This is a genomic window from Rhizobium rhododendri (genome assembly GCF_007000325.2).
Taxonomy (GTDB): domain Bacteria; phylum Pseudomonadota; class Alphaproteobacteria; order Rhizobiales; family Rhizobiaceae; genus Rhizobium; species Rhizobium rhododendri.
Genome location: NZ_CP117269.1, coordinates 290,144 through 316,429 on the forward strand (window position 1 = coordinate 290,144; position 26,286 = coordinate 316,429).

The 26,286-nt window shown below is 57.3% G+C and carries 23 protein-coding genes and 5 pseudogenes; 18 read left to right on the forward strand and 10 right to left on the reverse strand.

Annotated features, from left to right (window positions below; all coding sequences use genetic code 11):
• Positions 1 to 17 precede the first annotated feature (17 nt).
• Positions 18 to 1,076: an ABC transporter substrate-binding protein gene (locus PR018_RS26315; RefSeq protein WP_142832411.1), complete on the reverse strand. Its 1,059-nt coding sequence runs from the start codon at positions 1,074 to 1,076 to the stop codon at positions 18 to 20.
• Positions 1,077 to 1,666: 590 nt separating this feature from the next.
• On the opposite strand from PR018_RS26315, the gene PR018_RS26320 reads away from it, so the two are divergent.
• Positions 1,667 to 3,583, forward strand: a complete 1,917-nt coding sequence (locus tag PR018_RS26320; protein ID WP_142832412.1) for a methyl-accepting chemotaxis protein — start codon at positions 1,667 to 1,669, stop codon at positions 3,581 to 3,583.
• A 516-nt stretch (positions 3,584 to 4,099) separates the two neighbouring features.
• On the opposite strand, the gene PR018_RS26325 is transcribed toward PR018_RS26320, so the two are convergent.
• Positions 4,100 to 5,203: a LacI family DNA-binding transcriptional regulator gene (locus PR018_RS26325; RefSeq protein WP_142832413.1), complete on the reverse strand. Its 1,104-nt coding sequence runs from the start codon at positions 5,201 to 5,203 to the stop codon at positions 4,100 to 4,102.
• 235 nt (positions 5,204 to 5,438) lie between these two features.
• Here PR018_RS26325 and PR018_RS26330 point away from each other — a divergent pair, with 235 nt between their 5' ends.
• From PR018_RS26330 to PR018_RS26390, 13 genes and pseudogenes are all read left to right on the forward strand, one after another.
• Positions 5,439 to 6,506, forward strand: a complete 1,068-nt coding sequence (locus PR018_RS26330; protein WP_142832414.1) for an ABC transporter substrate-binding protein — start codon at positions 5,439 to 5,441, stop codon at positions 6,504 to 6,506.
• Between the two features lie 44 nt (positions 6,507 to 6,550).
• Complete coding sequence (locus tag PR018_RS26335; protein ID WP_142832415.1) at positions 6,551 to 8,083, forward strand: sugar ABC transporter ATP-binding protein; 1,533 nt, start codon at positions 6,551 to 6,553, stop codon at positions 8,081 to 8,083.
• Positions 8,080 to 9,039 carry an ABC transporter permease gene (locus PR018_RS26340; RefSeq protein WP_142832416.1) on the forward strand — a complete coding sequence of 320 codons (960 nt, stop codon included), beginning with the start codon at positions 8,080 to 8,082 and terminating at the stop codon, positions 9,037 to 9,039. Before PR018_RS26335 ends, PR018_RS26340 begins: the two co-directional genes overlap by 4 nt.
• Positions 9,039 to 9,980, forward strand: a complete 942-nt coding sequence (locus PR018_RS26345; RefSeq protein WP_142832417.1) for an ABC transporter permease — start codon at positions 9,039 to 9,041, stop codon at positions 9,978 to 9,980. The genes PR018_RS26340 and PR018_RS26345 overlap by 1 nt, the downstream gene beginning before the upstream one ends.
• Positions 9,977 to 10,933 (forward strand): amidohydrolase family protein, encoded by a 957-nt coding sequence (locus PR018_RS26350; protein WP_142832418.1) that lies wholly within the window; start codon positions 9,977 to 9,979, stop codon positions 10,931 to 10,933. Before PR018_RS26345 ends, PR018_RS26350 begins: the two co-directional genes overlap by 4 nt.
• Positions 10,926 to 12,239: an alanine racemase gene (locus PR018_RS26355; protein WP_142832419.1), complete on the forward strand. Its 1,314-nt coding sequence runs from the start codon at positions 10,926 to 10,928 to the stop codon at positions 12,237 to 12,239. Before PR018_RS26350 ends, PR018_RS26355 begins: the two co-directional genes overlap by 8 nt.
• Positions 12,240 to 12,409: 170 nt before the next feature.
• Positions 12,410 to 13,423 (forward strand): succinylglutamate desuccinylase/aspartoacylase family protein, encoded by a 1,014-nt coding sequence (locus tag PR018_RS26360; protein WP_142832420.1) that lies wholly within the window; start codon positions 12,410 to 12,412, stop codon positions 13,421 to 13,423.
• 64 nt (positions 13,424 to 13,487) lie between these two features.
• Positions 13,488 to 13,849, forward strand: a pseudogene (locus tag PR018_RS26365) (hypothetical protein); the annotation flags it as partial.
• A 1,260-nt stretch (positions 13,850 to 15,109) separates the two neighbouring features.
• Positions 15,110 to 15,988 carry a 3'-5' exonuclease gene (locus PR018_RS26370; RefSeq protein ID WP_425064180.1) on the forward strand — a complete coding sequence of 293 codons (879 nt, stop codon included), beginning with the start codon at positions 15,110 to 15,112 and terminating at the stop codon, positions 15,986 to 15,988.
• A gap of 169 nt (positions 15,989 to 16,157) precedes the next feature.
• Complete coding sequence (locus PR018_RS26375) at positions 16,158 to 16,304, forward strand: DUF1127 domain-containing protein (RefSeq protein ID WP_142832422.1); 147 nt, start codon at positions 16,158 to 16,160, stop codon at positions 16,302 to 16,304.
• Positions 16,305 to 16,399: 95 nt separating this feature from the next.
• Positions 16,400 to 17,506 (forward strand): annotated as a pseudogene (locus tag PR018_RS26380) (methyl-accepting chemotaxis protein); the annotation flags it as partial.
• Positions 17,507 to 17,562: 56 nt separating this feature from the next.
• Entirely contained in the window at positions 17,563 to 17,772 is a 210-nt protein-coding gene (locus tag PR018_RS26385; RefSeq protein ID WP_142832453.1) for a hypothetical protein, read from the forward strand.
• A 527-nt stretch (positions 17,773 to 18,299) separates the two neighbouring features.
• Positions 18,300 to 18,503 carry a cold-shock protein gene (locus PR018_RS26390; protein WP_142832454.1) on the forward strand — a complete coding sequence of 68 codons (204 nt, stop codon included), beginning with the start codon at positions 18,300 to 18,302 and terminating at the stop codon, positions 18,501 to 18,503.
• Positions 18,504 to 18,592: 89 nt separating this feature from the next.
• On the opposite strand, the gene PR018_RS26395 is transcribed toward PR018_RS26390, so the two are convergent.
• The gene (locus PR018_RS26395) at positions 18,593 to 19,633 is read right to left on the reverse strand and encodes an alpha/beta fold hydrolase (protein ID WP_142832455.1); all 1,041 of its coding nucleotides are present in this window, start codon (positions 19,631 to 19,633) and stop codon (positions 18,593 to 18,595) included.
• Between the two features lie 193 nt (positions 19,634 to 19,826).
• Between PR018_RS26395 and PR018_RS26400 the strand changes: the two are divergent.
• Positions 19,827 to 20,038, forward strand: a pseudogene (locus PR018_RS26400) (hypothetical protein).
• An 84-nt stretch (positions 20,039 to 20,122) separates the two neighbouring features.
• Here PR018_RS26400 and PR018_RS26405 read toward each other — a convergent pair.
• Positions 20,123 to 20,413, reverse strand: a pseudogene (locus PR018_RS26405) (class C beta-lactamase); the annotation flags it as partial.
• Positions 20,414 to 20,994: 581 nt separating this feature from the next.
• On the opposite strand from PR018_RS26405, the gene PR018_RS28645 reads away from it, so the two are divergent.
• Positions 20,995 to 21,207 carry an ArsR/SmtB family transcription factor gene (locus PR018_RS28645; protein WP_425064181.1) on the forward strand — a complete coding sequence of 71 codons (213 nt, stop codon included), beginning with the start codon at positions 20,995 to 20,997 and terminating at the stop codon, positions 21,205 to 21,207.
• Positions 21,208 to 21,512: 305 nt separating this feature from the next.
• Here the strand turns inward: PR018_RS28645 and PR018_RS26410 are convergent, their stop codons facing one another.
• The 6 genes and pseudogenes from PR018_RS26410 to PR018_RS26435 all read right to left on the reverse strand — a co-directional run bounded on the left by PR018_RS26410 (position 21,513) and on the right by PR018_RS26435 (position 25,309).
• Complete coding sequence (locus PR018_RS26410) at positions 21,513 to 21,800, reverse strand: integration host factor subunit beta (RefSeq protein WP_142832457.1); 288 nt, start codon at positions 21,798 to 21,800, stop codon at positions 21,513 to 21,515.
• Between the two features lie 281 nt (positions 21,801 to 22,081).
• Positions 22,082 to 22,303 (reverse strand): annotated as a pseudogene (locus PR018_RS28650) (hypothetical protein); the annotation flags it as partial.
• A 699-nt stretch (positions 22,304 to 23,002) separates the two neighbouring features.
• Complete coding sequence (locus tag PR018_RS26420; protein ID WP_142832458.1) at positions 23,003 to 23,587, reverse strand: hypothetical protein; 585 nt, start codon at positions 23,585 to 23,587, stop codon at positions 23,003 to 23,005.
• A gap of 27 nt (positions 23,588 to 23,614) precedes the next feature.
• On the reverse strand, positions 23,615 to 24,217 hold the full coding sequence (locus tag PR018_RS26425) for a hypothetical protein (RefSeq protein ID WP_142832459.1): 603 nt from the start codon (positions 24,215 to 24,217) through the stop codon (positions 23,615 to 23,617).
• A gap of 149 nt (positions 24,218 to 24,366) precedes the next feature.
• Positions 24,367 to 24,777, reverse strand: coding sequence for a SyrB-like regulator (locus tag PR018_RS26430; RefSeq protein ID WP_142832460.1), 411 nt, complete (start codon positions 24,775 to 24,777; stop codon positions 24,367 to 24,369).
• Between the two features lie 265 nt (positions 24,778 to 25,042).
• Positions 25,043 to 25,309, reverse strand: coding sequence for a WGR domain-containing protein (locus tag PR018_RS26435; protein ID WP_142832461.1), 267 nt, complete (start codon positions 25,307 to 25,309; stop codon positions 25,043 to 25,045).
• Between the two features lie 315 nt (positions 25,310 to 25,624).
• On the opposite strand from PR018_RS26435, the gene PR018_RS26440 reads away from it, so the two are divergent.
• The gene (locus PR018_RS26440; RefSeq protein WP_142832462.1) at positions 25,625 to 25,813 is read left to right on the forward strand and encodes a type II toxin-antitoxin system HicA family toxin; all 189 of its coding nucleotides are present in this window, start codon (positions 25,625 to 25,627) and stop codon (positions 25,811 to 25,813) included.
• A gap of 5 nt (positions 25,814 to 25,818) precedes the next feature.
• Positions 25,819 to 26,220: a type II toxin-antitoxin system HicB family antitoxin gene (locus tag PR018_RS26445; protein ID WP_142832463.1), complete on the forward strand. Its 402-nt coding sequence runs from the start codon at positions 25,819 to 25,821 to the stop codon at positions 26,218 to 26,220.
• Positions 26,221 to 26,286 lie beyond the last annotated feature (66 nt).

Consider the following 26,286-nt stretch of genomic DNA (forward strand, 5'->3'; position numbering starts at 1 on the left):
GGCTGTTAGTCTTCCGCTCACAAGGCCGACTGGTAGTCGGTGCGGTAGAACTTTCGGTAGTACTCGTCTGCTTCGCTTTTCATATCGATATCGGCAAAGCGATCGGGATAAAGCGTTTTCGCCATCCAAAGCTCACCCAAAGCCAGCGCTTCCGGCATCGGATAGCCCCAGGCCTTGGCATATTCCGGCATCAGGTAGACCCGGTCGTTCTTAACGGCATCGATTGTCTGCCAGGAGTTGGAAGTCTTGATATCCTTGACGACCTCGGGGTAACGCTCCTGGACGAAGATCACGGCCGGGTTCCACGACAGAACGTCCTCCATAGTGACCTGCTTGAAGCCGGCAACGCTGTCGGCGACATTGCGGGCACCGGCCTTGGCCATCATCAGTCCCGTGTACTTGCCATGGCCATATGTGGTCAGGTCAGGATTTGCCATGTAGACCGGAACGCGCATCGACTCATCGAGCCCTGCCAGCCGATCTGCGACCAGCTTCCGGTTCTTCATCGCATAAGCGATCAACTCCGCGCCCTGCTGTCTCTTGTCCAAGACGTCGGCGATGAGCCTGACACCGTTAGCAAAGCCGGCATCGTAGGCTTTCGGCTCATCAGCCACTGACGGGCTAAGTTTGGTGGCTTCCGATGGCGGCACGTCGAGAAGCGAGATCGCAACGACGGGGATACCCGTTCCTTCGATCTGGGAGATCATCTCGGGAGGCGCATAGTTGGTCACGATCACCACGTCGGGCCTCAGCTTCAGCAACTCCTCGATGTTGACCTTCGTCAGGCCGCCGGGCGTCGGCATCTTTGAAAGTTCCGGAGCAAGGCGCAGATAATTTTTTCCTAGCTGTTTTTGCCATTCGTCCAGCACACCCACGACCTTGGACATGGCGTTAAGCTGGACTGCGATATTGAGACTCTGGTGCTGCAGGATGACAACCCGGGCGACAACCTCTGGCAAGTGGACGGTCTTTCCAATTTGGTCGACGACGACTCGATCTGCCCATGCTGGAGCCGAAAAGAGCATAAGCAGAAAGAAGGATGTAAGACGAAAATATGTGGGCAAACGGTTAAACATGGTGAAAGTACTCTGATGCGAGGTGTGTGATAGGGCGTATCATTATGTTTCTGCGGATACAACGCTATTACAGCATGTGCTCTGTGGCCCTAGAACAAGCCGCGGGATTTCACGATGATTTAGCTTGGCTTGCCGGTAGCGAGGTCGCTGGGTGAGAGCGACGCTTTAACCTCGACCTTCATACCGGTCTTACTTGTCGAGCAGCAGTCTCCGCATCCAGACAAGTTAGTCTAGAGCCAAGATGACGGTTTGCGACCAATAAAGCCAGTAGTTAGTCGTCGACGGCTCGAGAACTCCCAGTGAAATCACTGGGGAAGTTCCATAAAGCCGCTATATCTCCTCCGTAACTAAACGACCAGGTCATGTTTGTACCACCCAGTATAGGCTTGTTTTGCGTCTGACTTGTGCGGACGTTCGATAGAGAGCTGCATCTTACATATAATTTAACCATCGTCTGAAATATTCGCCTTATGTTTCCAACTCGATAGCACACGATGGCTGTGTGTTTTGAGCTGAACCAAAGCAGATGGTTTGCTCTGGCCAGCATATTTTGCCGATATGCACACCCATGCCGTTGAGGAGCTTCCCGCGTGACACGCCCCAAAATCAAAACCGCCTTGATCGGCGTTCTATTCGTTGTAGGATTTGCAATTGTTGCTTTCTCCTATTTCGCAGTTCGCTCGCTGACGGCGACCAATGACAACGTCATCGCAATATCGACCAACTGGCTGCCAAGCGTGGCCACTGCAAAGGAAATCGATACAGCCTTGTCCGACTTGCGCGTGGCATATCTGGAGCATCTCGCAGCATCCGACGAAAAGACACAGAATGAGGCGCAGACCTCCATCGATAAGGGGACAGCGCGGATCGTCAACGAATTTAAGAACTACGAGGCTCTCGGTCTCGATGATAATGATCGCGGCCTGCTCGGAGACCTTCGCGACAATCTTTCACGCCTCAGCGCGGTGGGACTGAGATTCGTCAAGTTTTCTTCGGTTTCGCAGGATGATGACGCCAAGGCGGTCATGAATAAAGAAATGTCCCCAATTGCAGACAAGATGGCTGATCTCGTTGACCAGCTTGTCGCAGTGAACAAGAACGGAGCAACAAAAGCTGCCAGTGACAGTGCGGTTGAGTTTTCATCCACAATCGAAATCACCTATACAGCGATTGGCGGCATTCTTGCCATTATCTTCGGCGCTGTGTGGTTTGCAATTTCAGGGATTAGCCGACCGATTTCCAAGATAACGGCGGCAATGACCAAGCTTGCTGGTGGGGATAGAGCGAGCTCTGTTCCCTTCGTCGGCCGCGCCGATGAAATCGGCGAGATGGCAAGTGCTGTCGAAGTGTTCCGCTTGGCGGCTATATCCAACAAACGTCTTGAAGCCGAGGCTGACGCCACGCGGGTTCAAAGCGAGGCAGATCGAGTTCGTTTGACCGCCGAGGCTGAAGATGCGGCACAGATCCGTTTGCAGGAAGCAACGACAGGTCTCGCCGGCGGTCTTCGTCGTCTCGCTTCCGGCGACCTTAGCTTTCAAATAGATGAAGCGTTCGCTCCTGATTTCGACGCCCTTCGTCATGACTTGAACGGTGCGGTAGGACAGCTTGCAGATACACTGCGGTCCGTTGCGCAGGTCGCAGGGCAAATCGAAAATGGGACAAGCGAGATCAGCCAAGGCACAGAGGATCTGTCAAAGCGCACAGAGCAACAGGCCGCGTCCCTAGAGGAGACGGCTGCTGCACTCGATCAGATCACAGCCAACGTGGCTAATTCATCAAAGCGTGCCGAAGAAGCTAGATCTGTTGCTATACAAGCCAATGCGAGTGCCGCCCAGTCTGGTAAGGTCGTCGCGAACGCCGTCGATGCCATGCAGAAAATTGAGGAATCCTCCAATCAGGTTTCCAACATCATTGGCGTGATCGATGAAATCGCTTTCCAGACAAATCTCCTGGCCCTGAATGCAGGCGTTGAGGCCGCTCGTGCAGGCGAAGCTGGAAAGGGATTTGCAGTCGTGGCACAGGAGGTCCGGGAACTTGCCCAGCGCTCCGCAAAGGCGGCCAAGGAAATCAAGGAACTCATCCGCAATTCCTCGCTCGAAGTGCAAAGCGGTGTAAAACTGGTGAGCGAGACCGGGGATGCGCTGAAAACTATCGAGAGTTACATCGTAACCGTCAACCAACATATGGATGCTATTGCGACATCAGCCCGTGAACAATCCGTGGGGTTGGCGGAAGTCAACACGGCGGTGAATCAAATGGACCAGGTTACGCAACAGAACGCTGCCATGGTCGAGGAAAGCAATGCTGCCAGCGCCACCCTTGCCTCAGAAGCCGGGCACCTGCGTGAGCTAATCAGCCAGTTTCAACTGGGCGGGAGCGCAAGATCGCAAGCAACTGGCCTTCGCCAAACAGCATCCGCTATGAAGTCGCAACGGGCGACTCCCACGGCACGGGTCACTTCCCGTGGAAATACTGCTTTAAAACAGGAGGAGTGGACGGAATTCTGACGTCCGCGATAGGCTTTTACGTGCAGGAGAATGTTGGGCTCAAACTCGCGAGCAGAAACGTTGTAGTTGCATATTCACCATCCGCGAGATCCGCGGATGGGTTTGTCGCAAAGCATCTAACCGACCTATTTCAAAGAGTTTGGTAATTCATGAGACGGGTGTTTGACAACTCTCTGAGATACAGCCGCCGGCCACTCAGCCCGTTCTTCCCCGGATGCAATATGGTCTGATACCTCAGCGTTCCAGAAGCAGCACTCTCAGATTCGAAGTGCACAAGCTGTTTCCCTCGTACTCCAGCAAAGAATGACCGGTGAGGGGCGTCAAAGATACTAGAGATGATATTCACAACGCGCTCCGATCAGTCATCGAGGCTTCGCGAAAGCACTTTGTGGCTGCGTGGTCGGCGGTTCAAATCCTATCAAGACCGGCAGCAAACACTACGGAATTTATCGAGCGACAATCATGGGGACCGTCCAAAGTGGTGCCGCGCGACATTGTTGAGGCGGGAGCGATCAATCAAACACTGCCGCGATCGCTCACACGCAGGTCTAGACGTTTTAATTTACCTGCGAGGGGCGCGCCCGAGAGACTTGAAATCAACATCTCACCCGCTTTTCGGCCTAGCATGGCACTGTCGATACCGATCGTCGTGAGACCTGGGGGAATTTCGGCGGCGATGTCGCTTTCACCAAATCCGAGGATTCCAAGGTCGTCGGGCACGCGGATGTTCAGGCGGCGAGCCTCCATCATGCAGCCGAGCGCCAAAACGTCGTTGCTGCAGAAGAGCGCCTCGGGTCTTGCCGCTTGGGATATGGCGGCCGCCAGACAGCGGCGGCCGTCGGAGACACCATTGACGTCGTCTATCAGGTGTTCGCCGAGCAGCGTCATGCCGAGCGCACCACAACCGTCGTGGAAGCCCTTCAGCCGCAGAGCGCCACGGCCACCGCGCCGGCCGACATAGGACACAGTGCGATATCCCTTTCTATGCAAGATATCGGCAGCGATCCATCCGGCCTCCGTGTTGGAGAACCCGACCAGCATGTCGATCGGATCGCGCGGCAGCGCCCAGGTCTCCATGATGGGGATGCCGAGGCCGCGAAGGAGTTCTCGATTGGTCTCCAGTTCGATGACACCGGTAAACATCACGGCGGCAGGTTTCATGGCGTGTAGCGAGCGGATGGCTGCCGTCTCGCGTTCATAGGAGTATGAAGTCTGGCCGACAAGAAAGAGGTAGCCTGCATCTTCCAGGACTGCGGTGCAGGACCGCAACGCCAAGGAAAACTGTTCGCTCATGAGATTTGAAGCGAATGCCAGGACGATATTGGATCGACCGCTTTTGAGAGCGCTCGCATGGGGATTTACACTGTAGCCGGTTTCTTCAACCGCGCGCTGTATCCTCAGGCGTTTGTCGGGGCTGACCATCTCGGGATTCCGCAGCGCCCTTGAAACAGTGATCGGTGCGACCTCGGCCAGTCGCGCGACGTCGCCGATCGATGCGCGCCCCGGCTGCCCCTTGCCCTCGACATCGAACGGGACAGGTTTTGGCGCGCCCGTGCCGGCGATGCGTACGACTTCGTCGTAAACGAAGGTGGCTTTGTCGTCTTCGCGCTCAATCTCCATCCGTTTCCTTGCCTCCTGCCAGCACTGATCTCTAGTCCGGGCCCCGCTCGCAGGCAACCGCCTGACCTCCATCGCCGGAAAGGCAATCAGGTCGGGCAAGCCGCCAAAGCGCAAGCCAAAATTCGTCATACTATGGTAACGTTATCATTGACACGGGTTTTCCGAATGGTAACGTTACCATAAGCGGCGCCTGTACGGCTTATACATGCGATGCCGCCTCAAAAAGGGGAACGAAATGAAAAATCTTACCAACAAATCCAACACAACACTGCGCCGCCTCCTTGCTGCCGCGGCGACTGCGACCATTCTTGTCGCTGCATCGTTCAGCAGCGCGTCTGCAGCATCGAGCTGCGTCAAGGGCGACCGCAAGGCGCCCTACACCATCGGCTGGGCGAACATCTATTCGGTGCCGACCTGGATGAAGCAGACCGAGGGCACCATCGCCTCGGAAGCGGAAGAACTCAAGAAGTCAGGCCTGGTCAAGAATTTGATGATCACCGACGCCCAGGGGAATGCACAGACCCAGATCCAGCAGATCCAGTCGATGATCGACGCCAATGTGGATGCCATCGTGGTCATTGCCGGCTCTTCCAATGCGCTCGACCGCGTCATCTCCGATGCCTGCGACAAGGGCATCGCCGTCGTGAATTTCGACAGCCTCGTCAACACGGACAAGGTGACGGCAAAGATCAACACAGATTCCAACGAATGGGGCGCTTCTGCCGCGAAATGGCTGGTCGGCCAGCTTGGCGGCAAGGGCAAGATCATCGTTATGAACGGTCCGGCAGGTATCTCGGTCTCCGACGATCGGCGCAAGGGCGCGCAGCCGGTTCTCGACGCCAACAAAGGCATCGAGGTCATCACCGAGACGAACACCGAATACAATGTCGCACCGGCCCAGGAAGCCATGACCAGCCTGCTCTTTGCCAATCAGGAGATCGACGGGATATTGTCTCTCGGCGGCGCCTTGTCGGCCGGCTCCGTTCTCGCCTTCGATCGCCAAGGTCGCGATCAGGTTCCCATCACGGGCGAGAATGCACGCCAGTTTCTTGAGCTCTGGAAGGAAAAGGGTCTGAAGGGTTGGGCCACCATGCAGCCGAACTGGCTGGGCGCGCTCTCGGTCTACACGGCGGTGCAGGCCCTCCAGGGAAAGACCGTTCCGGCCTTCATTAAGGTTCCGTTGCCGGTAATCGACAACGGCTCCGTGGACAGCTATCTCGCCCGCGCCAAGGACTTCCCCGCCGACGGATATATCTATTCGAACTACGACAAGGCGCTGTTCGACAAGCTCCTCGCACAGTGAGTGGAAGCCATGTTGGACCTCGTGAGCCGGCAGGAGAGAACATCGTGACCGCTGGACAGACGGTGCTGGAGGCGCGCGGAGTTTTCAAGGGGTTTTTCGGCAATCCAGTTCTGAAGGGCGTCGACATCGCCCTTATGCCGGGCCGGGTCCATGCCCTGCTGGGCGAGAATGGTGCCGGGAAGTCCACGCTTATCAATCTCCTGTCCGGCGCGCTGGCGCCGGATCAGGGTACCATCGCGATTGATGGGAAGGCCGTTGCACGGCTTTCGCCATCTTTGGCGAGAACTGCTGGCATCGGTGTCGTGCAGCAGGAACTCAGCCTTACCAGTCAGCTGTCGATCGCCGAAAATATCGGGCTCGGCGCCTATCCGCGGCGATTTGGCCTGATCGACTACCGCGCTCTTGCCCGCGGCGTGGGGCATGTCTGCGATCTGGTCGGAATAACCGAACCCCTCGACACGCCGGTCTCGGACCTGTCGCTCGGGCGGCGCCAGATGGTGGAGATCGCCAAGGCGCTGTTTGCAAAGCCCCGCGTGCTGATCCTCGACGAGCCGACATCATCCTTGTCGGCCCACGAGGCAGGCGTGCTCGCCAACCTGGTCTTCACGCTGCGGGACGGGGGCGTGGCGGTGCTTTACATTTCTCATCGGCTGAACGAGGTGCGTGCCCTCTGCTCCCATGTCACGGTGTTGAAGGACGGGGGCATTACCGCCGACAGGTCGCTTTCCGGCATCGATGGAGAAGGCTTGGTACGGCTGATGGTCGGCCGTGAGACTGGCGCTCTCTTTCCACCTCGCCCGGCGGCGGTGTCGGGTGCGCTTCGCCTGCGGGCAGACGGCTTTGCGGCCGGCATGGTGCGCGATGCCAACATTTCAGCGCGCACTGGTGAGATCCTCGGGATCGGCGGGCTAGTCGGGCAGGGGCAGGAAGATCTTCTCCTCGGTCTGTACGGTGCCATTCCCGCGAAAGCGAAAGAGGCAGAGATCGACGGCAGGTCCGGCCTCCCGAAAGATGTCGCCGCCGCCAATGCGGCTGGCATCGTCTACGTTCCAGCCGACCGGAAGCATGAAGGTCTTGTTTTACAGCATTCGATCGCCTCGAATATCATCCTTCCTTCTCTGGCACGACTGGCGCGTGGTGGCCTGCGCAACCGGCGCGCAGAAGCCGATCTTATCGGCGATCTCGCGAGTCAGCTCATGATCAAGGGGGACGTGGCCCGGCCGGTCCAGGCCCTATCCGGCGGAAACCAACAAAAAGTCGCGCTGGCGAAGTGGCTGCCGCTCGATCCGAGCGTCCTCCTTCTCAACGACCCGACGCGCGGCGTGGACATCGAGACCAAGCGGGAAATCTATCTGATGCTGCGCCGCTTTGCGGCGGAGGGGCGTCTCGTGATCCTGGCAAGTTCGGATACGCCGGAACTCGTCCATCTCTGCGACCGCGTCTTGGTTCTGCGCGAAGGCCGGATCGTCGTCGAACTGCAGGGCGATGCCATTACCGAGGAAGCCATCGTCGGCGCCGCAATGGCGGTCGAGGAAAGCGGCGACGCGAAACTCGTGCAAGAAGAGGCCATTCCATGACCCCTGCATCATCGTCAAGCCTCTACGGCGCCGTGCAGCGACAGCGAAATCGCGGCCTTTTCGGATTGTACATCGTCGTGGCAGCCTTCCTCTTGCTCTATGCCGTGCTCTTTCCCGGCATCATGTCGATCGGGGGCTTCTCCAAGTTCACGCAGAACTGGTTTCCCTTGGCGCTGGTCACCATGGCGCAAGCCCTGCTGATGTTAAACGGGGGCATCACCCTTGCCATCGGTCCGCTGGTAAGCCTTGGCGCGGTAGTTGCCGCGACGACCATGGGCGGCTTTCTCGGTGCCACCGGCGGCATTTTGGCGGTCGCCGTCGCCGGCCTTTGCATCGGGGCTGCCACAGGGTCGATCGTTGCACTTCTTCGGCTCCCGGCGATCATCGTGACGCTCGCCGGCTCCTTCATCATCACCGGCGTCGCGCTGCTCCTGTTGCCTCGGCCGGGTGGCTTCGTGCCTGAATGGCTCTCCACGGCGCTGGCCGGTCACACGCCGGTCGCCTTCCTGTTTCTGCTGCTGATCCTCGGGTTCTGGAAAATCTTTCTCGCGACGCCCCTCGGCCTCGGGATCTATGCCGCCGGCGACAATCCGGTTGGAGCCTTTCGGTCTGGCGTGCCGATCGAGCGGGTGAAGATCATTGCCTTTGCGCTGTCCGGCCTGCTGGCAACGCTCGCAGGGCTGTTCGTGGCTGCCCAGACCGGTTCAGGCGATCCGATCATCGGCGCACCCTTCACGCTCAACTCGATTGCGGCGGCCGTTCTCGGCGGTGTCGGTTTTCTCGGCGGCCGGGGGACGATGCGGGGAGCGGTCTGCGGCAGCCTACTGTTGTCGGTGATGATCAACGTTATGTTTTTCCTCGGCTTTCCTCCCGTTGCGCAATATGTCGCCCAAGGGCTTATCATCGTCGGAGCCGTGGCCATTCCGGAGCTTCTCGGACGGTGGAGGGCCGCGTGATGAGATTGTTCAAATCGCTCTTTAGCAATCCGCCGCTCCTCACCTTCGTTCTCGTTGTGCTGGTATGGCTCGTGGCGGGCCTCACGCTACACGGCTTCGCTGCCTATGGGCATTTGCGCTACCTGCTGGAACTGGCAGCAGTTATCGGCATAGCCGCCGCCGGCCAGACGCTGGTGATCCTCATGGGTGGCATCGACCTTTCGGTCGGCGCCGTGATCACCGTCACGGCAATCCTGCTGCCGTTTCTGTCGCCAGACTGGGATCCGACGGGTTTGGTCGGCGTCGTCCTGGCACTCGTGATTGCAATCAGCGTCGGTCTTCTCAACGGAGCAGGCGCCTCCGTTCTCCGGGTTCCGCCGATCATCATGACGCTCGCCATGGCGACCTTCCTGCAGGGCGTCCTGGTCCTTGTCGCGGGCGGCAGCGCCGTGACGGTGCAGAACCCGGCCGTCGTCATGCTGGGACAAGCGCGCCCACTCGGTATTCCGGCTGGTGTGCTCCTCTGGATCGTCGTGTCGGTCAGCGTGCTGGTGCTGATCCACCGCATGCCGATCGGTGCCCGGTTCCTCGCGCTCGGCGCCAATCCGCTGGCTGCCCGCCTCTCGGGCGTCAGCATGACACGCAACACCCTCATTCTATATGCGCTGTCCGGCTTTTTCGCCGGGCTCGCCGGCATCCTTCTCCTCGGGATGAACCGGCAGGGCTATGTCGGCATCGGCGATCCCTACCTGCTCACCTCCATCGCAGCAGTAGTGCTCGGCGGCACGTCCATCCTCGGCGGCCGGGGCACCTATGCAGGAACCATTCCAGGGGCAATCCTGCTGGTGACGACGACGGCGCTGATCACCGTCGTCAACGCCTCTGCCGGCTGGCGTTCGATCATGTTCGGCTCGCTTATTCTTGCGCTGCTTCTGATTTCGGGCCGGGAGGCACGTCGATGACGCGCTACGCCGGCCCGGTGATCGATCCTCATCACCATCTCTGGGACCTGGGGCTCAAGCGCCATCCCTGGCTGGAGAAAGCGCGGGACGAGACGCAGGAAACGATGTTCTGCGGCATGTCCGCGTTGCTGCGAAACTACGGCATCGCGGACTATGCTGGAGATGCAGCGCGCCAGAATGTGGTCGCCACTGTTCATGTCGAAGCCGGCTGGTCTAACGATCATCCCCATGAGGAGACCGCGTGGCTTGACGCTCTCGATCATGCGGGCGGCATCGCGCGGCGCTATGTCGCCCGAGTAAAGCTTGACGATCCGGATGCAAGTGTCAGGCTTGCGGCGGAAGCGGCCAATCCGAGAGTAGTCGGAATCCGCGACATCGTTAGCTGGCATCCGGATTCTGCCAAGAGCTTTGCACCTCGGGCAGGGCGGATGGCAGATCCGCAATGGCGTTCCGGGCTCTCGCATGTCGCCCGGATCGGACTGGTCTTCGACCTGATGCTCTATCCTTGGCAGATGGATGAGGCACGCGATCTTGTCCGGGCATTTCCCGAGACGCTTTTCGTCCTGAACCATGGCGGCAGCCCGGCGGATCGAACGGAAGAAGGGATGGCGCTCTGGAAGAGGGGCCTGGCGTCTCTCGGTGGCGAGCCGAACATACGGCTCAAAATATCCGACCTCGTCGCCTATGACCATGTCTGGAGCTTCGACAGCCTGGAACCGGTCATCCATCACTGCCTCGAGAGCTTCGGCGTGTCGCGCTGCATGTTTGCGAGCGACTTCCCAGTCGCGGGACTGCATGCCACGTTCGACGAAGTCTACGACGTCTTCCGGCGTACCGCCGAACCTCTGTCGCCGCACGAGCAGCGATCGCTCTTCTTTTCCACCGCCAACGACACCTACCGGCTGGGCCTTGGAGATGATGAGGCCTTCACCGAGAGAGAGAACCATGTCTGACGTGAGCTTGAATGCCCTGCCCAATCCCCTGATCGATGACCGTATCCGCGGCTTTCCGCCCGGTCACCCGCCGCTGCCACTCGATGCGATCGGCGCGCAGAACTGGAAGCCCTATGACGGCCAGATGGGGCTGCCTCTGATGTCGCTCGACCAAACCGCCTTCGCCGGCAATATCGAGGCGATGATGGGGCTCATGAAGGAGCATGGCGTCGAGATCGCCCCGCATGCGAAGACGCCGATGGCACCCGCGCTCGCCGCAGCGCTGCTGTCTGCCGGCGCCTGGGGCACGACGGTTGCGGACATTCGCCAAGCAAGCGTATTCCTGAAGGCCGGTCAGCGAAAACTGATCCTTGCCAACGAGATCGGCGGAGTTGCCGCCGCGCGGCGACTGGCCGCGCTGCTTTCGGGCTTTCCAGAGGCGGAGCTCCATATCTTCGTCGATTCCCGCGAAGCGGTCGATGCCCTTCGCCAAGCATGGAGCGAGCGCGCCGATCTGCCGACCCTTGGCCTGTTGATTGAATTCGGCGCCGGCCGGGCCGGTGAACGAAGCCTGGAAGCGGGTCTCGGCATCCTGGACTTTCTTCTGGCGTCGGAAACGCCGAGGCTAAGGCTGACGGGCATCGCCGCTTACGAAGGCGCCGCCGCCACGCCCGATCCGCAGGAAACGGCAGAGCGCATTCGCAGTCTCCTGCACATCACATCGGAATTTCTCATCGCGCTTCGCGCCCGCCTCGGGGATGCGCGTCCGCTGATCCTCACGGCCGGGGGATCTGTCTTCTTTGATATGGTCATCTCAGGGCTCCGCGCGGCGGTGGCCGCCGATCCGCATTGCCGCCTGGTGCTTCGCAGCGGAGCCATCTTCTTCCACGATCACGGTATCCATCAGCGTGGGTTGGACGATCTCGATATCCGTGGCGGTTACGTCCGGGAAGGGGTCGTGCAATCGGCCTCGGCGGCCTTCGTTCCGGCGCTGCGGGTCTGGGCGGAGGTGTTGTCCCGTCCCGAAGCGGGACTTGCGATCTGTGGCATGGGCCTGCGTGACGTCGCCAACGATCAGGGTCTGCCAAAACCGCTGGCGCTCTATCGAAACGGGCGGCACCACGCCGACCTGCCGGGATGCGCGGTCGTGCGGCTGAACGACCAGCACGCCTTCATCCAGCTCGGCGAACAGAGCGACGTCGCCGTTGGCGATGTCATCGAGTTTGGCGTCTCGCATCCGTGCACCTGCATCGACCGCCATGCCATCGTTTACGGCCTCGGCCCGGATCATTGTGTGACCAATGCCTATCTCACGCACTTTGGATGAAATCGGCGGATCTCGGAAGGCCGGGGGAATGCCGCTTTTGGCGGGCTCCCGCCGCAATGTCGTTTGCGTTTCATCCCTTCGTCAAACTGCATGATCGGCATCTCGACTGAAATCGACCTTTAATTCGAGCGGCGCGTCCGCGCCGCAAGCGCTGCCATACTGGAGATAAAATGCATAGTGGCCTCGTCAATCCGATCGATTTTTCGCAGGAAGGCCGACAGACCGGCTTTCTCGCCATCCCCTTTTCAGTCGATCGATCGCCATACTACCAGATCCGAATTCCGATCCTCCGGCTCAAGAACGGAGAGGGGCCTAGCATCCTACTCATGGCGGGCAATCACGGCGACGAGTATGAGGGAGAGCTCCAGCTCGGGCGCCTGATGCGCCGTCTTGAGCTGTCGAAGATGCGTGGCGCTGTAACCATCCTGCCAATGGCCAACCTGCCGGCCGTCATGGCGGCAGGTCGCTGTTCTCCTCTGGATGGTGGCAATCTCAACCGGGCTTTTCCCGGCGATCCCCTCGGCACCCCGACGGCGCGCCTTGCGGATTTTCTGGAGAGGCGGCTCTTTCCTTCCCACGACGTCGTTCTCGATCTTCATTCGGGGGGCACCTCGATGGCGCATCTGCCCTGCACGCTGATCGAACGACAGGCGGACGAGGAACGCTTTCGACGTGCAACCGCGCTTCTCGCCGCCATGGGCGGTTCCTACGCGTTCATTGCCGACAATGGTCCAGCGGCGCCGACATCGATGGGATCAGCGAGCCGCGCCGGCGCGATCGGACTTTCGGGCGAGTTTGGCGGCGGTGGAACGGTGACACCGGAAAGCATGGCCTTTACGGCCTCGGTCATTGACCGCCTGCTTCTTGCCCTCGGGATTGTCGAAATGCCGATCCTTTCGATGGCGCCTCTACCGGTACGTGGCCCGCTGCAGCTACTATCCCTGTCACGCCATAGCCAAGGCATCTATGCCGAGCGGCGCGGCTGGTTCGAGCCGGCAGTGGCGCTTGGCACGACCGTCTCCTGCGGTGACGTCGCGGGCTGGTATCACGACATGGAACGTCTGGATCTGGCGGAGGAGCCGCTGTATTTCGCAGAAGGTGGAATCGTCATCTCGCACCGCCTGCATTGCGACAGCCAGGCCGGCGACTGCCTGATACAGGTCGCCGAGCCGATCGACAGGTGACAGAAGAACACGAACCTGCAGCACGAACTGCTGCAGTCAACAATTCATAGAACGAGGCGGGACCATGCATCTTTCCATGTGGACCTATCCCTGGGACCTTCAGGACCAGGGCCTGGCGCAAGCTAGCGCCGAGTTGCGCGACCGCGCGCCGGTCTCAACACCGTCAGCCTCGCCACCTCCTATCACGCCGGACGGTTCCTGCAGCCTCGCAGCCCGGACCAGAAGGCCTATTTTCCCGAGGACGGAACGGTTTACTATCGCCCGAGCGAGGAGACCTGGGCGAGCAAGGAGATCCGCCCGCTGATGGCACGCAATGTCGTTGAGCGCGGCGACATGTTGGCCGCTCTGACTGCGGCGCGCAAAGAGGGTGGCATGAAGGTCTCCTGCTGGACGGTCTGCCTGCACAACACCCGGCTCGGAATGCTCCCGGGGTATGAACCGGAAATCCTCTATTCCGTGAATAAGGTTCTCAACGAGCCAGATTTCCCTCCACTCTCCATCCTGCATTGGGCGCTGCAGGACCTTCGTATCATCCGCCACTACAAAGGTAGCGCCCTGCTCACGAAGCGGGGCAGGTCGATACTCGGCAATCACGGGGAACTTCAGGCTGTTCTCGCAGAATGGATGCTGGCCGCTCCGATGCAGGAGAGTCTTTCTCCCGAAGCTGCTGCCCTGTTATGGGATCTTAGGCATATGCTGGGCATCGTCTCGACCCGATTGGGCGACTGGGTGACGCTTGGCGATTATACCGAATGGGCACTCCCGGTGGAGCTTTTCCCGGCGAGGGGACCGCTCGGCCCCCGACACGAGGCGGGTTGGTTTATCGCACATAATCTCGTTCGCCCGCTGATCTGGCTGGGCGTACTGGAGAACTCGCCGCAGAACGTGCCAGCCACGTCGATGATGGACAGGCAATGTCGGAAGACGGTGTTGTTCGATAAATTCTTCAGGATAGGCCTTCCGATCGGGATCGAGGCGGTCAGCCATCCATTGATGGCCCCAGGGACGTGGTCGCTGGGACTATCGCGTGGAGGGCACTCTGGCGCACACGACGGTGCATTTTCGTCGCACAAGAAATACTCCGCCAACACCACATTCTGTGGTTTGTGAATCGCCGCGCCGGACGACGCAGCACCTGGCATTGATAGCGCAAACCAACAGACCCTGTGCCTGGTGGATGCTGCAAATCTGGTTCATCGCGGGCGGAGCTTGGGATCTATTTGCCGTCAATTCTGGTCATGGAGGCAAGGTGGGGGCTCTGGAATGTGAGAAGCGGACCCGCGCGCCGGGGCTGTCGATCCCGGATCCCGGCGTTGCCGTCGCTATGCTGACCCTCCTGCGGCAACCCTTTTAACCGGTCTTGCGGGAGGCGAACGGCTTTCGCAGTTCCTGCTACAGCTGGTATGCCCTTCCTATTTGGGACGCTTCTGGCCAACCACCCAAGAGCTGTCAGTGCGTGAAACTGCGCAGTTGTGAACCTTGCTGGCCAGATTGTCTGAAATCGTACCCCACCAACAAGGTTGATCTGCCGATCGTGCCGTGTTTTGAAGGTGGAAAATTGGCGGCGGGGCTTTGGCAACAGGAATGGCAGAACAGTTTGACATGTTTTCGGAGCAGGCTGCGCGCGATCCGATGGTCACGCGTGGCCCCTCCAAAGCCGCCAAGGTCGAAAAGCATGCCATCCCGATGAGTGAAGAGGACATGGTCCGGCATCTGTCGGAAACAGGTCGATATCGGATCCTGCAGAAGCTATTGCCGCGCGCGATTTCACCGTTTGCACGTCCAGAGTACCCCCTCAAAGGCATCATTCTCGACACTGAAACCACGGGTCTCAATGCGCGCAAGGATGAGATCATCGAGATTGGCGTGATCGCTTTCACTTTCGATGACACAGGGAACTTCGGTGACGTCACTGGGCTCTATGGTGGGCTTCAGCAGCCGAGCGTTGCTATTCCTTCCGATAGCACCCGGCTCACCGGCATCACCGACGAGATGGTCGCCGGACAGTCAATCGATATGGCTGCGTTGCAGGCGCTGATCGAACCAGCGGATCTGTTGATCGCCCACAATGCCGGCTTTGACCGGCCATTCTGCGAGGCATTTTGTCACCTGTTTTCCGGCAAGGCCTGGGCTTGCTCCAACTCCGAGATCGACTGGTCGTCGCGGGGATATGAAGGCACCAAGCTCGGATACCTGATCGGTCAGGCGGGATATTTTCATGAGGGTCATCGTGCAGTCGATGATTGCTTTGCACTTCTGGAGGTCCTGGTTCGCGAAGGGGACGGATCGGCTTCCACCGCTTTTGCCGAGCTCTATGAGGCAAGCAAGAGGTCGCGTGTCCGGATCTTTGCGGAGAACAGTCCCTTCGACATGAAGGACCACCTGAAGGCGCGAGGCTATCGCTGGTCCGACGGAAGCGACGGCCGCCTGAAATCCTGGTGGATCGAGGTTGGGGAAGAAGCGCTCGATGATGAGCTCCGCTATCTGAGAACCGAAATCTACCGTTATCCAGACGCAGATCCTCCCGTTAAACGCCTCACTGCCTTCGACCGGTTCCGGGCCTGATAGCCCTTTCTGCTCATCTTCTGACCGGACCCATGCTGTGAGTGCATGGCCGACCTGAGACCTTGTGTCTTATCGATGGGCGCGCATGGGCCTATATTCCAATCATCGAAACGACGTTGGGACCAAGAATGGTTGCTGGCGTCACGACACCTCACGAAAGGGGATCATCATGAACGTAGCACGCTCTTTCAGCACTTGGCGCAAGTATCGTCAAACCGTAACCGAACTCGGCCGCATGAGCTCACGTGAGCTGCAGGACCTCGGCATCGATCGCGCCGACATTCACAGCGTAGCCCGGGCATCGGTAGCTCGCTAAGCGATTGTTTCCAAGCCAACGTGATTGACAAGACGCCCGCTGATGATGCGGGCGTTTCTATATTTGGCTTGCGGTGAAGCCCAGGGCTGGAGATTTTGGGCGAGCTTTCCAGCGGCAACATGTCTTACCGCATTGAGACCGCGTTTGTTTCCCATCTCGACGGGTTGCGGGAGAACTTCAATGGCTCGATGGACAAGCTTCAGCACACTCTCAGAGCCGTCGCCGAAAATGCTCAGGCGATCGATTCCGGCGCCAACGAGATCCGTGCGGCGGCTGATGATCTGTCTAAGCGCACGGAGCAGCAGGCGGCCTCGGTGGAGCAGACCGCCGCGGCCTTGGAAGAGATCACCACGACGGTGAAAGATTCTACCAAACGCGCTGAAGATGCGGGGCAGCTTGTCGGGCGCGCGAAATTGGGTGCGTTGAAGTCGGGCGAAGTCATGCGCGACGCAGTTGCCGCCATGCAGGGCATCGAAAAATCCTCAAGCGAGATATCCAACATCATCGGCGTAATCGACGAGATCGCCTTCCAAACAAATCTACTGGCGCTCAATGCCGGTGTGGAAGCCGCACGAGCAGGTGAGGCCGGTAAGGGCTTTGCAGTTGTTGCGCAAGAGGTGCGCGAGTTGGCCCAGCGTTCCGCCCAAGCCGCCAAAGAAATTAAGGCGCTGATCTCGACATCTGGATCTCAGGTTAAAAATGGTGTCGAGCTTGTGGGACGAACTGGTCAGTCGCTTGAACAGATCGTCAAGGAAGTTGAAGAGATCGACCAAAACGTGCGAGCTATCGTGGAAGCGGCGCGCGAACAGTCGACCGGATTGGCGGAGATCAACACGGCTGTGAACACGATCGACCAAGGCACCCAGCAGAATGCGGCGATGGTTGAGCAGTCTACGGCCGCCAGCTACAGCCTCACCAAGGAGGTGGCCGCGCTGAACGACCTGCTCGGCCAGTTCAACCTAGGAGCCACCTCAGGAGGCTTCGCTGCGAATGCATCGCCGACCGCTAGGGGCACGAGCCGCTCAGCTCCTCACCTTGCATCGCCTCACTCCCCTGTTCGGGCCATTCAGGTGAGGTCCCCTCATGCGGGAGTGTCACCCGTTGCGTCCCCGGCGCGATCCCTGCGCTCGAAACTTGCCGGTGCCTTTAACGGCGGCACTCAGGCAGTCGCCACGGCCAGCGAGAACTGGGAGGAGTTCTAGCAGGCGGGTGTAAGATTGGCTAAAGTTCCTGGAATTAGCATGGGTAGAGATTTTTAATGAGCACCCTCGTAGAGGTTGAATCGTTTGGTTACAAAGGCGATCTTGTCGAGACGTATTTTATTCCAATCCACCAAATTTGCGGCATTCGAAACAGTCGCAATGGATGTTGGATACATGTGATTGGAATGATGGCCAATGCCAAGCCAATGGCGTTACGGTCGAAGATCGATTTTGCGGAGCTTAAGTCCCTTTTTGACAAGCTTTGAGTCAAGCGCGTCAGCAAAAGATCTGAATACACTTGCACCCAATATGTGAAAAAGTTCCATAAATACTATTACGTATCTCCCATTAACATATTGAAATATATAACATTATCCAAGCTTCATGCCTAGCGGGCCTCTGTCTCCCTCGACTTGGCAGCATCTTGGCTTTGTTGCTCGTGCTCCGGGATGTTCAAACTTACTTCGGACGAACTAGGCTGATGTTTAGCGTTGAGGGAAAGCAACTGCTCGAGGCGGGCTCGGGAAAGTGCGGGAGCGAACAAACGCATGATAGGCCTTTCGATTATTGGACCTCGATCCTGTCCAACTCTCGCTGGCGCTGCAACGCCTGAAATATCCTTTCCCCAATGAATTGCGAATTGCCAAGCCCACCGTCAACCTTTGGTCTCGCCATCGCATTCCAAATACAACTTGGAGCCTTGGCCTCCTATTTTTTTGGATTTCATCCCGTCGAGATCCTAGTTATAACCTCCTCGCTGCCGCATTCGGCCGCGAACATTTGAGGATGGACTATGGCGACGGGTACCATAAAGTTTTTTAACGAGGACAAGGGTTTTGGCTTCATCACGCCGGAGAATGGCGGCGGTGATGTCTTCGTTCACGTTTCGGCTTTGCTCAGCGGCGGTACGCTTAGCGAAGGACAGAAAGTCAGCTACGAGGTCGGCCAGGATCGCAAGACCGGCAAATCAAAAGCCGAGAACGTCCGCCAGATTTAAGCGATGGCGCCCCTGGAAACGGGCGGCGGCATCAATCAGTGAAATGCCGTCCCAGTTCAAAAGGTCAGATTGAGTTTCAGCGCCACCGGCTATTTTATGACGGAGCCGCCTTTTGTCGGCTGCTTCAGCCAGTCGAGCAATGCATTATTGAAGCGTTCAGGCGCCTGGATCTGAGGAGCGTGGCCTAGATCTGGAAATTCGACGAGCTGCGCATTTTGAAATCGCTTCACGGCCTGCCTCCCGAGTACCGGATAATTTCCAAGCGTCGGCCGGATAGCCGCGGGCGCGAGGTCCTTGCCGATGGCGGTCGTGTCCTTGTCACCGATCATTAACAGAACCGGTTTGGCGATTTTCTCAAACTCGTAAAACACTGGTTGAGTTGCAATCATGTCGTAGAGCCGCGCCGAGCTGGCTTGAACTGCTTTGCGTCCATCCCCTCGATAAAGCCCCGCCAGCATCTGCACCCACTTCTCGTATGACGCATCCCAAGTGCCTGCGTAGTAGGTAGAGCGCTCGTAAGCTCGGATGCTGTCAGCGGACACGCTTTGCTCACGCTTCATCCATCCGTCGAGACTGAGCCAAGGAACGCCTTTCGCCCTCCAGTCCTCCAAACCAATGGGATCGACCAGCACAAGTTGATCGACAGCATCTGGAAACATCAGTGCATAGCGAATGGCCAACATACCGCCAGTCGAATGTCCGACGATAATTGAATGTTGAATTCCAAGGGAGGTCAGCAAATCACGCGTGTTGCCCGCCAGCTGTTGGAACGTGAACTGGTAGCCATCGGGCTTGCTCGATTTGCAAAATCCAAGCTGATCGACAGCGATTACCCGGAAGCCCTCCGCCGAAAGGCTTTTGATTGAGCCCTCCCACGTTGCCGCGCAGAAATTCTTGCCGTGGAGAAGGACGACTATCTTACCATTCGGACTTGAGGGCCGGACATCCATATAGGCCATTTTCAGGTGACCACCCTGCGAATTGAAGCGATAAGCGGACACCGGATAGGGGTATTTGAACCCCTGTAGTTCTCGGCCGTAAGAAGGTTCGTCGGGAGATGCTGCGCCAGCAGGCGTGGGTCCAGCCGCGAAGTAGAGCAAAAACACTAGCGCGATTGTCGCTTGGATCATCGGTATCTCCTCTCATTCTCAATGATATCACTGATATAGGCGTGGCTGATCAGCTCTCCATCAAGCTTCATGACATTGCTGTGAGATCGTGGCGGGCGGTCCAGCAGCGTATTCTCATGATCCCAATTATCAGCGACCGCAGTCTTCGACGTCGAAAGGAACGCAAGATACTTAAGACCCTTCTGGGTCCAAAATGGAAGATAAAGTGAGCGAAAAAGCTTTCCGGCGGACCAATGAACCAAGGGGCGTCGCCGACTCCCTGGGCCAATTCGCTAGGAATACGTCCTCGATGACGAGCGAGCAGAGGACCTTTTTTATCGTTTCGGCCCATCTTCGATCGAACTTGACCTCCTGATGGCGCCAAAGCATGCCAGGCGCCAAGAGCTGCCGTTTGTGGGCGAATAGCCAACCTAACTTCGTCTCCAATGCCTTGATCAGGGAGTAAGTCGCCTTGACGCGCGCCTCATTCGGATAGTTCTTGTTGGCGAGAACGATGACTCCAAGGCCTTCGCCAGGCACCATGGCAATATATCCACCAAACCCGTTGGTCGAGCCCGTCTTGTTAAGGATCACGCTTTTCTGCGGCGGAAGCGGCGGGGTGATCCTGATAACTGGCTGGGGCTTCATGATGAAGTCATAACCGTTGCCCGACATCATCATTTCCAGGTCTGCCGGCCATAGATATTGCTCCCAAATCATGTCGTGAGTGAAGAAGGTGGTCTTGTACTGTCCTTTTGGAGCATGGTTATGGCGGCCCGCAAGATCGCCTGGCTTGGGCATTGACACTCGATCTTCTTATGCTGCTTTCAGTCCCCGCGCTTGGCGGAAACTTATTCAGGGTTGTGACGCGAGGTGGTCCCGGGGCTCCAGCTATCATGAAATTGACGAAATAGGCAGTGTATCGAAATGTGCCAAAGCACGACGAACTTAATCGCCGTTCCGTCCGCGCTCACGTGAGAGGCGTGCAATATCGTAACGCCGTATGATTTCCTGCAGGTGATACCTCTTGCAACTGAGGCATCCGAGCGTCACAGGCCCGTCTCCTCGGAGGGGGCCCACTCATACTAGTTTTAGTCTTTCACACCGCTCCAGAGAAATGCGAGCATTCTGGCAGTCTATATGGGGGAAGCCCTGATCAACCTCACGACGAGAAATGCGCTGGATGCCCGCTTTATTGAATAGACATTCGGCGGCCTTGTCCAATAAACTGCTGCCAATCGATCCGAGCGTTCTATATGAGCGCAGATGTAAAGATCGACATTTGGTGTTTTATGGCTGAGTTTTCTTCGGTACACTTCGAGACTTTTATAGTCTCCAGCAACACTCTTTTGGCGGCCATGGCGCATCCCAAACGAATTCAAATGCTGCAGATTTTGCTTGAAGAAGAGCTGCCCGTAACCGATCTGGCCAATCGATGTGGAGTTAAAATAGGCACGGTATCTCGGCATCTGACGATACTTAAGGTTGCCCGTTTGGTGACTTGCAGACCTTCCGGGACAACCTCCTATTACTCCTGTAAGTCGTCGGCCGTGACGAGGATGATGAGAACCTTGGCCGATGTTCAATTTTCATAGGCAACTGCGGTGTGGTCTTGAATTTCAAGCAGTATGCCAATTTGCTCAACTCTTGGCATAAAGTCCACGTGCAGTCGGCAGGAAAGCTTTGATCGAAATGCAGTCGGCATCTAGTGCGAGCAGAATAGATGACGTTAAGGCGCGCCGTTTCCCAAGTGGCTGGCTAAAGAGAAATCTCGGCAGCACCAGGATGCTCCGAATCCAACATTGAGGGCTTGGCTTCCCCCAAGAGCCTGATGCCGATCTTTTGGACACGAAAACAACAGCAGCAAGACCTGTGGTTCGCTTCGCGACACGTTTCCGGCTTACGGACTCTCGGAATTTAAGCGCTCTTGTATTTCCTTTCCGGCCTTGAAAAATGGCACCCATTTGTCATCGACGAAGACGGTTTCCCCGTTTCTCGGGTTGTGCCCTGAGCGCGGCCCGCGGTGTCGCACGGAGAAGCTCCCGAACCCGCGAAGCTCGACCCTCCCGCCCTCTTCCAATGCCTCGGTAATTTCCTCAAGAATGATATCGACGATCCGCTCGACGTCTCTGTGGTAGAGGTGAGGATTGCGCGCAGCGACGATTTGGACGAGTTCCGATCTTATCATTGTTTGGGCCTGTAAAATCTGGTGGCTGACAGAGGGTTAGTTACGTGTCGGAAGGAAGCACGACAACAGTGATCGTGCAACGCAGCTCGCTCTTTGCATTGGCAGCCACCTCCTTTCTGCCCAGGTCGTGAGCGCCTGCTGATTGGCACGCGCGAGAGCACTGGCATCGACAATACCACGCCATCCTTCGGGCTTGCCGACTACATCAGGGCGATCCCCTAATCCCAGCAAGTGGCGTTCATGACAGTGGTGGTGACCGCCTTGTCGATTGATCCCGGTAGCGCACCCTGGTTCTCGTGGAGTGTCGTCGCATAGCCATGATCAAGACTTTGGTAAGAAGTTTTGTCTAACCTGACCAGGCCAACTCCATCCCCTGGCGAGAACATACTGCCGTCGAGCTCCACATGTAGTGCGTCGGGCTCGACGGCCTTTACCGTCCCAAACATGCCATTCTTCACGCGGAGATCGCGATTATTCTCCAGGAAGACCAGCCGGTCTCGGCGGTGTCGCTGATGTACTTGTGCGAATTGCCATATCCTGCTTGTCTATTGCAAGATCGACATGATGTCGGTCGGCGCCATGGCTCCATGAATGTTTCAAGACTTCCGCGCGGCAGGCCATGGCGTGCTCGACATGGACCATCTCGCGCGTCGAATCCCGCGCAAGTGTGATCTCCCCGTCGCCAATTCCGTCCGCTTCGCTTCCAACTCGACCAGAACAGGCGAGGCTAAGACGGACGCAAAGGCGTTGAAAATGCTTGCGGATCCTCGTTAATAAATTTCATCAGGATCCCACCCGAATGCTGCCTTTAGCAGACCCGCGTGAAGGCGCCTAGGGCATGGACTTAAATGCTCGTGCGCGCCGGATCGTGATTTTCGTTGTGACGCTCTCATCGGCCGCAACAGTGAAGGTTATGTTATCTTTGGCGCAAATCTCTCCATAAACTTTCGCGGCAGCTGTTGCTTCATCATCCGCCTCGACCAGCGCTGTGTGAGAGACCAGGAAATACGGCATTCATTACCTTTGAACGTGCTTTGAGGGATACATGCGTTAGGCAGAATTGTCGGTCGCTACGAAGTGACATTCGGGATCATGATACCTCTGGATCGCTCACAAACTAGCTCAAGCAATGGCATGACGATGGACGCTTGATGGCCCCTTTCCCCACGACGCCGACCATCAGTCAGATCTTCAACATCGCGTCAATTTGTCGGTGAGGCTGCTCCAAAACGTTCCAGCATTTTCCTAAGCTGCGCATTCTGGTGCCGCAGGTGTTCCGCAAGGAGCCGCTTCAGGCGGAGGTTTTCGGCAGAGAGCAATGCCAAGTCATCCGAGTGGGTCCCGGCTACATCAACCGCCATCACGACAGAAGGCGTTGCGAGGACATCCTCGGCAATAGACCGGCGACGTCTTTGAAGACGCAGTGCCTTTGCTGTCTGGCGTGTCGGCTCACTGGCCGGCACCTTCACGACCTGACTATCACTGGAAACCGCATCGTGCTGATTTGGCTCAATCTTGTCGGAATCAACTGGCGGCATCGCGCGAGGCGGTTCTCCACCGGCCTCGCTGACCTCGGCGACTTCGATCTTCTTTTCCAGGTCGCTTGGCACGTTTTTACGACTGACCAAGGTTTCCGAGTCGGCGTTGTGAATAAACGGAAGGGTTGCCTCGGTATCCCTCACCAGAGCCGCGAAATCGGTATTGCCCCAGATGGATTTCGGCTGTGTTTTTAGTCGCCGGCGTGCCGATTTGATTTCGACGACGAAACTGCGCTGCTGTGTTCTCATTTTCTTCTCTGATTGTGGTCTTCGTACTCAGGTGCGTTCGAAGCGCTTGAGCATTTCTCTGAGCTGGGCATTTTGAATACGCAACTTTTGCGCAAGCAGATCCTTGAGATGTTTGATGTCTTCATCCAGGCTTGTGGCGTTTTCAAAAAAAGGGTCCGCGGTGGAAGATGCGGCAGGAACCGGCAAGTCCGCGACGGCGCCAGGAATTTCGTCTGCCGAGCCGACGCGGACTTTCTTTGCGGTCTTCAACCTCGCCTGCCGAAGCTTCGGCAACTGAACAGCAGCCTCTACTTCTAGCCGCTCCTCTAACAGATCGGAGTTGGACTGCGCTTTCTCCTTTGTCACCTCGGCCTTAGCTGCTTCGGGGTAGTCCAATTGCAGATCAGGCGTCTCGGGAACCATTTCGTTCTCGATAGACGCCGGTGCCGGTGCGAGGTTTTCAGGCTCGCCCTCGTCCACTTGCTCGGTTCCAACATTGGCCTTCTGGGACGAGAGCAGGATAGTCGTAGCTGGCTGCAGTTCTATTTCGACAAGCTTTCGAGCGCTGTCAGGCGCGCTTGCTTCGTCCGCTGTCCCGGAGGATCTTTGCCGGGACAGCAGCTGCGCTAGATATTTCCAAGGTGGTTTCATAGGACTTCTTTCTGAGCGGCAGAGATGTGACGATTCTGACAGCTCTCCGTCCCGGCTCGAAGCCGAGCCAGGATATTTCAAAAGCTAAGCTATTCGATGGTAACGAAGATCAATTGCGCGAGCGGCGAACAACGTTGAAGCGAGATCAATCAAACGCCGAGGCGCTTGCGCAGATCAGCATTTTCCGCGCGCAACTTTTCGGCCAAAGCCTGACGAAGCGTCTTGTTTTCTTCCTCAAGCTGAAGAAGATCAGCCATCTCATCACCAGCGGTGAGAGGTGCTGGCGGTGTTGCCGGCTGTGCGACAGGCTTGGGATTTGCTGGACCCTTGGCGACTGATTTCTTCGTGGCAACAGGTACGGTTGTTGTTCCACTTACTGGTGCGACTTCAGCCTTGCCAATCCGCTTCTGGCGAACCTTTGGTGTCTTTGCAGCTGCCGCGGCTTCAATCTCGGTTTTAGAACGACGAGGCGCGCGCTGTTTTTTAGACGCAGGCGCCTCAGTTGGAGCCTCTGGTGCTGCAACATCAATTTGCGCGCCTGTTTCGGTTTCGTCAGCCATTGCTATCTCCATGTGCGGGTAAAATTGTTTTCGACTTCAGAACGGCTAGTGTCAACTGAACTGCACTTTAATACCGTTCGTTTCAGTCAATGCGGCTGAAAATCTCGTGAAATTTCACATCTGCAGGACTTCTACGGATCCATTCTGCAAACTCTGACTTAGGAAACGGTTGCTCCCTGCTGGGCGTGGTCCTGCTGACTGACGGATCATAATCGCATCCCATTCGCTTGTAAGCCGTGGGGGAAGTGATGCTTCTTGGCGGCGCTTACAATTTAATTCGCTCAGCGAGCCTAGGCTTATAACCCCTGGCTCGCTTTTGCCGGACGATGGCTAGAAACAGCTCCACAGCTTGGCTTTCGTTCTCGAAGCAATGGATTTTCTGCCGCCCGGTTGATGCGATCCGGCCCCACCGTCGCAACAGCGACGCGTCGCCGAACAATGTCGGTTCTATCGACATTGCATAAAAGCGCGCTTTGTTCTCTGCCTTGTCCGTCCGCTCGATGTAGACGTTGTAGGGTTGGGTGATCATCATGAGGCTAGATTGGCTGGCACAAGTTCCTACGTCCAACGACACTTTTGAATCAGGCGATCTCCATCGATTCAATTCGTTGATGGGCAGACGATACCCTTTGCGGAGCACTTTGCCAGGCCACGCCGAGACGGAGCATAAAAGGTTGGCTCGGTAAATCTCTTGAGGCTGTTGCCCGGGTCGGTGGGTGCGCGTGCATTTCGTACGCGACGCCACCAATTACGCCTTGTTTTTCGCGGAATGGCATCGGCTTGCCGCAAAACCGAAACGTCTTTACACTACCTTGAATTATACACATATCGTGTGTATATTGTTCTTATGAAGAGCGTCGATATCATTTCTGCTTTGACGAATGATGGTTGGTTTGAGGTTGCCAAGAAAGGCAGCCATGTCCAGCTTAAACACCCGACAAAGCGAGGCCGTGTAACCGTTCCTCATCCTAAGCGAGATATCCCGATGGGGACGCTCAAGAGCATCGAAAAGCAATCTGGGCTAAAACTGAGGTAATCACTATGCGCAACTATATCGGACTGATCCACAAGGAAGCTGAAAGCGATTACGGTGTTTCCTTTCCTGACTTCCCAGGTGTCGTAACAGCCGGCACTGACTTGGATGACGCTCGTCGCATGGCCGAAGAGGCTTTGGCTTTTCACGTCGATGGTCTTGTCGAAGACGGAGAGGCTATCCCTGAAGCATCTTCCCTCACCGACATTATGGCCAATCCTCACAATTCTTCAGGTACCGCCATTCTTGTTTCGCTAAAGACAGAAACAAAAAAGGCCGTCCGCGTAAACATCACGATCCCCGAGGATGTCTTGCAGGAGGTGGACGCCTATGCAGAAGCACATGGTTTGACCAGGTCAGGATTTCTCGTTCAAGCAGCAAAGCGGGAGATCGGGAAGATTGCGGCTTAGCAATACCCTACAGATATAAAGCGATAGGCCCGCCTGCGCCACGCGAAGTGTGCCGCAGTACGATGC

Excerpts from the sequence above, each read along its gene's own strand:
- PR018_RS26315 (WP_142832411.1), bottom strand. The coding sequence starts at position 1,076 with ATGTTTAACCGTTTGCCCACATATTTTCGTCTTACATCCTTCTTTCTG.
- PR018_RS26325 (WP_142832413.1), bottom strand. The coding sequence starts at position 5,203 with ATGGAGATTGAGCGCGAAGACGACAAAGCCACCTTCGTTTACGACGAA.
- PR018_RS26330 (WP_142832414.1), top strand. The coding sequence starts at position 5,439 with ATGAAAAATCTTACCAACAAATCCAACACAACACTGCGCCGCCTCCTT.
- PR018_RS26340 (WP_142832416.1), top strand. The coding sequence starts at position 8,080 with ATGACCCCTGCATCATCGTCAAGCCTCTACGGCGCCGTGCAGCGACAG.
- PR018_RS26345 (WP_142832417.1), top strand. The coding sequence starts at position 9,039 with ATGAGATTGTTCAAATCGCTCTTTAGCAATCCGCCGCTCCTCACCTTC.
- PR018_RS26350 (WP_142832418.1), top strand. The coding sequence starts at position 9,977 with ATGACGCGCTACGCCGGCCCGGTGATCGATCCTCATCACCATCTCTGG.
- PR018_RS26355 (WP_142832419.1), top strand. The coding sequence starts at position 10,926 with ATGTCTGACGTGAGCTTGAATGCCCTGCCCAATCCCCTGATCGATGAC.
- PR018_RS26360 (WP_142832420.1), top strand. The coding sequence starts at position 12,410 with ATGCATAGTGGCCTCGTCAATCCGATCGATTTTTCGCAGGAAGGCCGA.
- PR018_RS26370 (WP_425064180.1), top strand. The coding sequence starts at position 15,110 with ATGAGTGAAGAGGACATGGTCCGGCATCTGTCGGAAACAGGTCGATAT.
- PR018_RS26375 (WP_142832422.1), top strand. The coding sequence starts at position 16,158 with ATGAACGTAGCACGCTCTTTCAGCACTTGGCGCAAGTATCGTCAAACC.
- PR018_RS26385 (WP_142832453.1), top strand. The coding sequence starts at position 17,563 with ATGAGCACCCTCGTAGAGGTTGAATCGTTTGGTTACAAAGGCGATCTT.
- PR018_RS26390 (WP_142832454.1), top strand. The coding sequence starts at position 18,300 with ATGGCGACGGGTACCATAAAGTTTTTTAACGAGGACAAGGGTTTTGGC.
- PR018_RS26395 (WP_142832455.1), bottom strand. The coding sequence starts at position 19,633 with ATGATCCAAGCGACAATCGCGCTAGTGTTTTTGCTCTACTTCGCGGCT.
- PR018_RS28645 (WP_425064181.1), top strand. The coding sequence starts at position 20,995 with ATGCTGCAGATTTTGCTTGAAGAAGAGCTGCCCGTAACCGATCTGGCC.
- PR018_RS26410 (WP_142832457.1), bottom strand. The coding sequence starts at position 21,800 with ATGATAAGATCGGAACTCGTCCAAATCGTCGCTGCGCGCAATCCTCAC.
- PR018_RS26420 (WP_142832458.1), bottom strand. The coding sequence starts at position 23,587 with ATGAGAACACAGCAGCGCAGTTTCGTCGTCGAAATCAAATCGGCACGC.
- PR018_RS26425 (WP_142832459.1), bottom strand. The coding sequence starts at position 24,217 with ATGAAACCACCTTGGAAATATCTAGCGCAGCTGCTGTCCCGGCAAAGA.
- PR018_RS26430 (WP_142832460.1), bottom strand. The coding sequence starts at position 24,777 with ATGGCTGACGAAACCGAAACAGGCGCGCAAATTGATGTTGCAGCACCA.
- PR018_RS26435 (WP_142832461.1), bottom strand. The coding sequence starts at position 25,309 with ATGATGATCACCCAACCCTACAACGTCTACATCGAGCGGACGGACAAG.
- PR018_RS26440 (WP_142832462.1), top strand. The coding sequence starts at position 25,625 with ATGAAGAGCGTCGATATCATTTCTGCTTTGACGAATGATGGTTGGTTT.
- PR018_RS26445 (WP_142832463.1), top strand. The coding sequence starts at position 25,819 with ATGCGCAACTATATCGGACTGATCCACAAGGAAGCTGAAAGCGATTAC.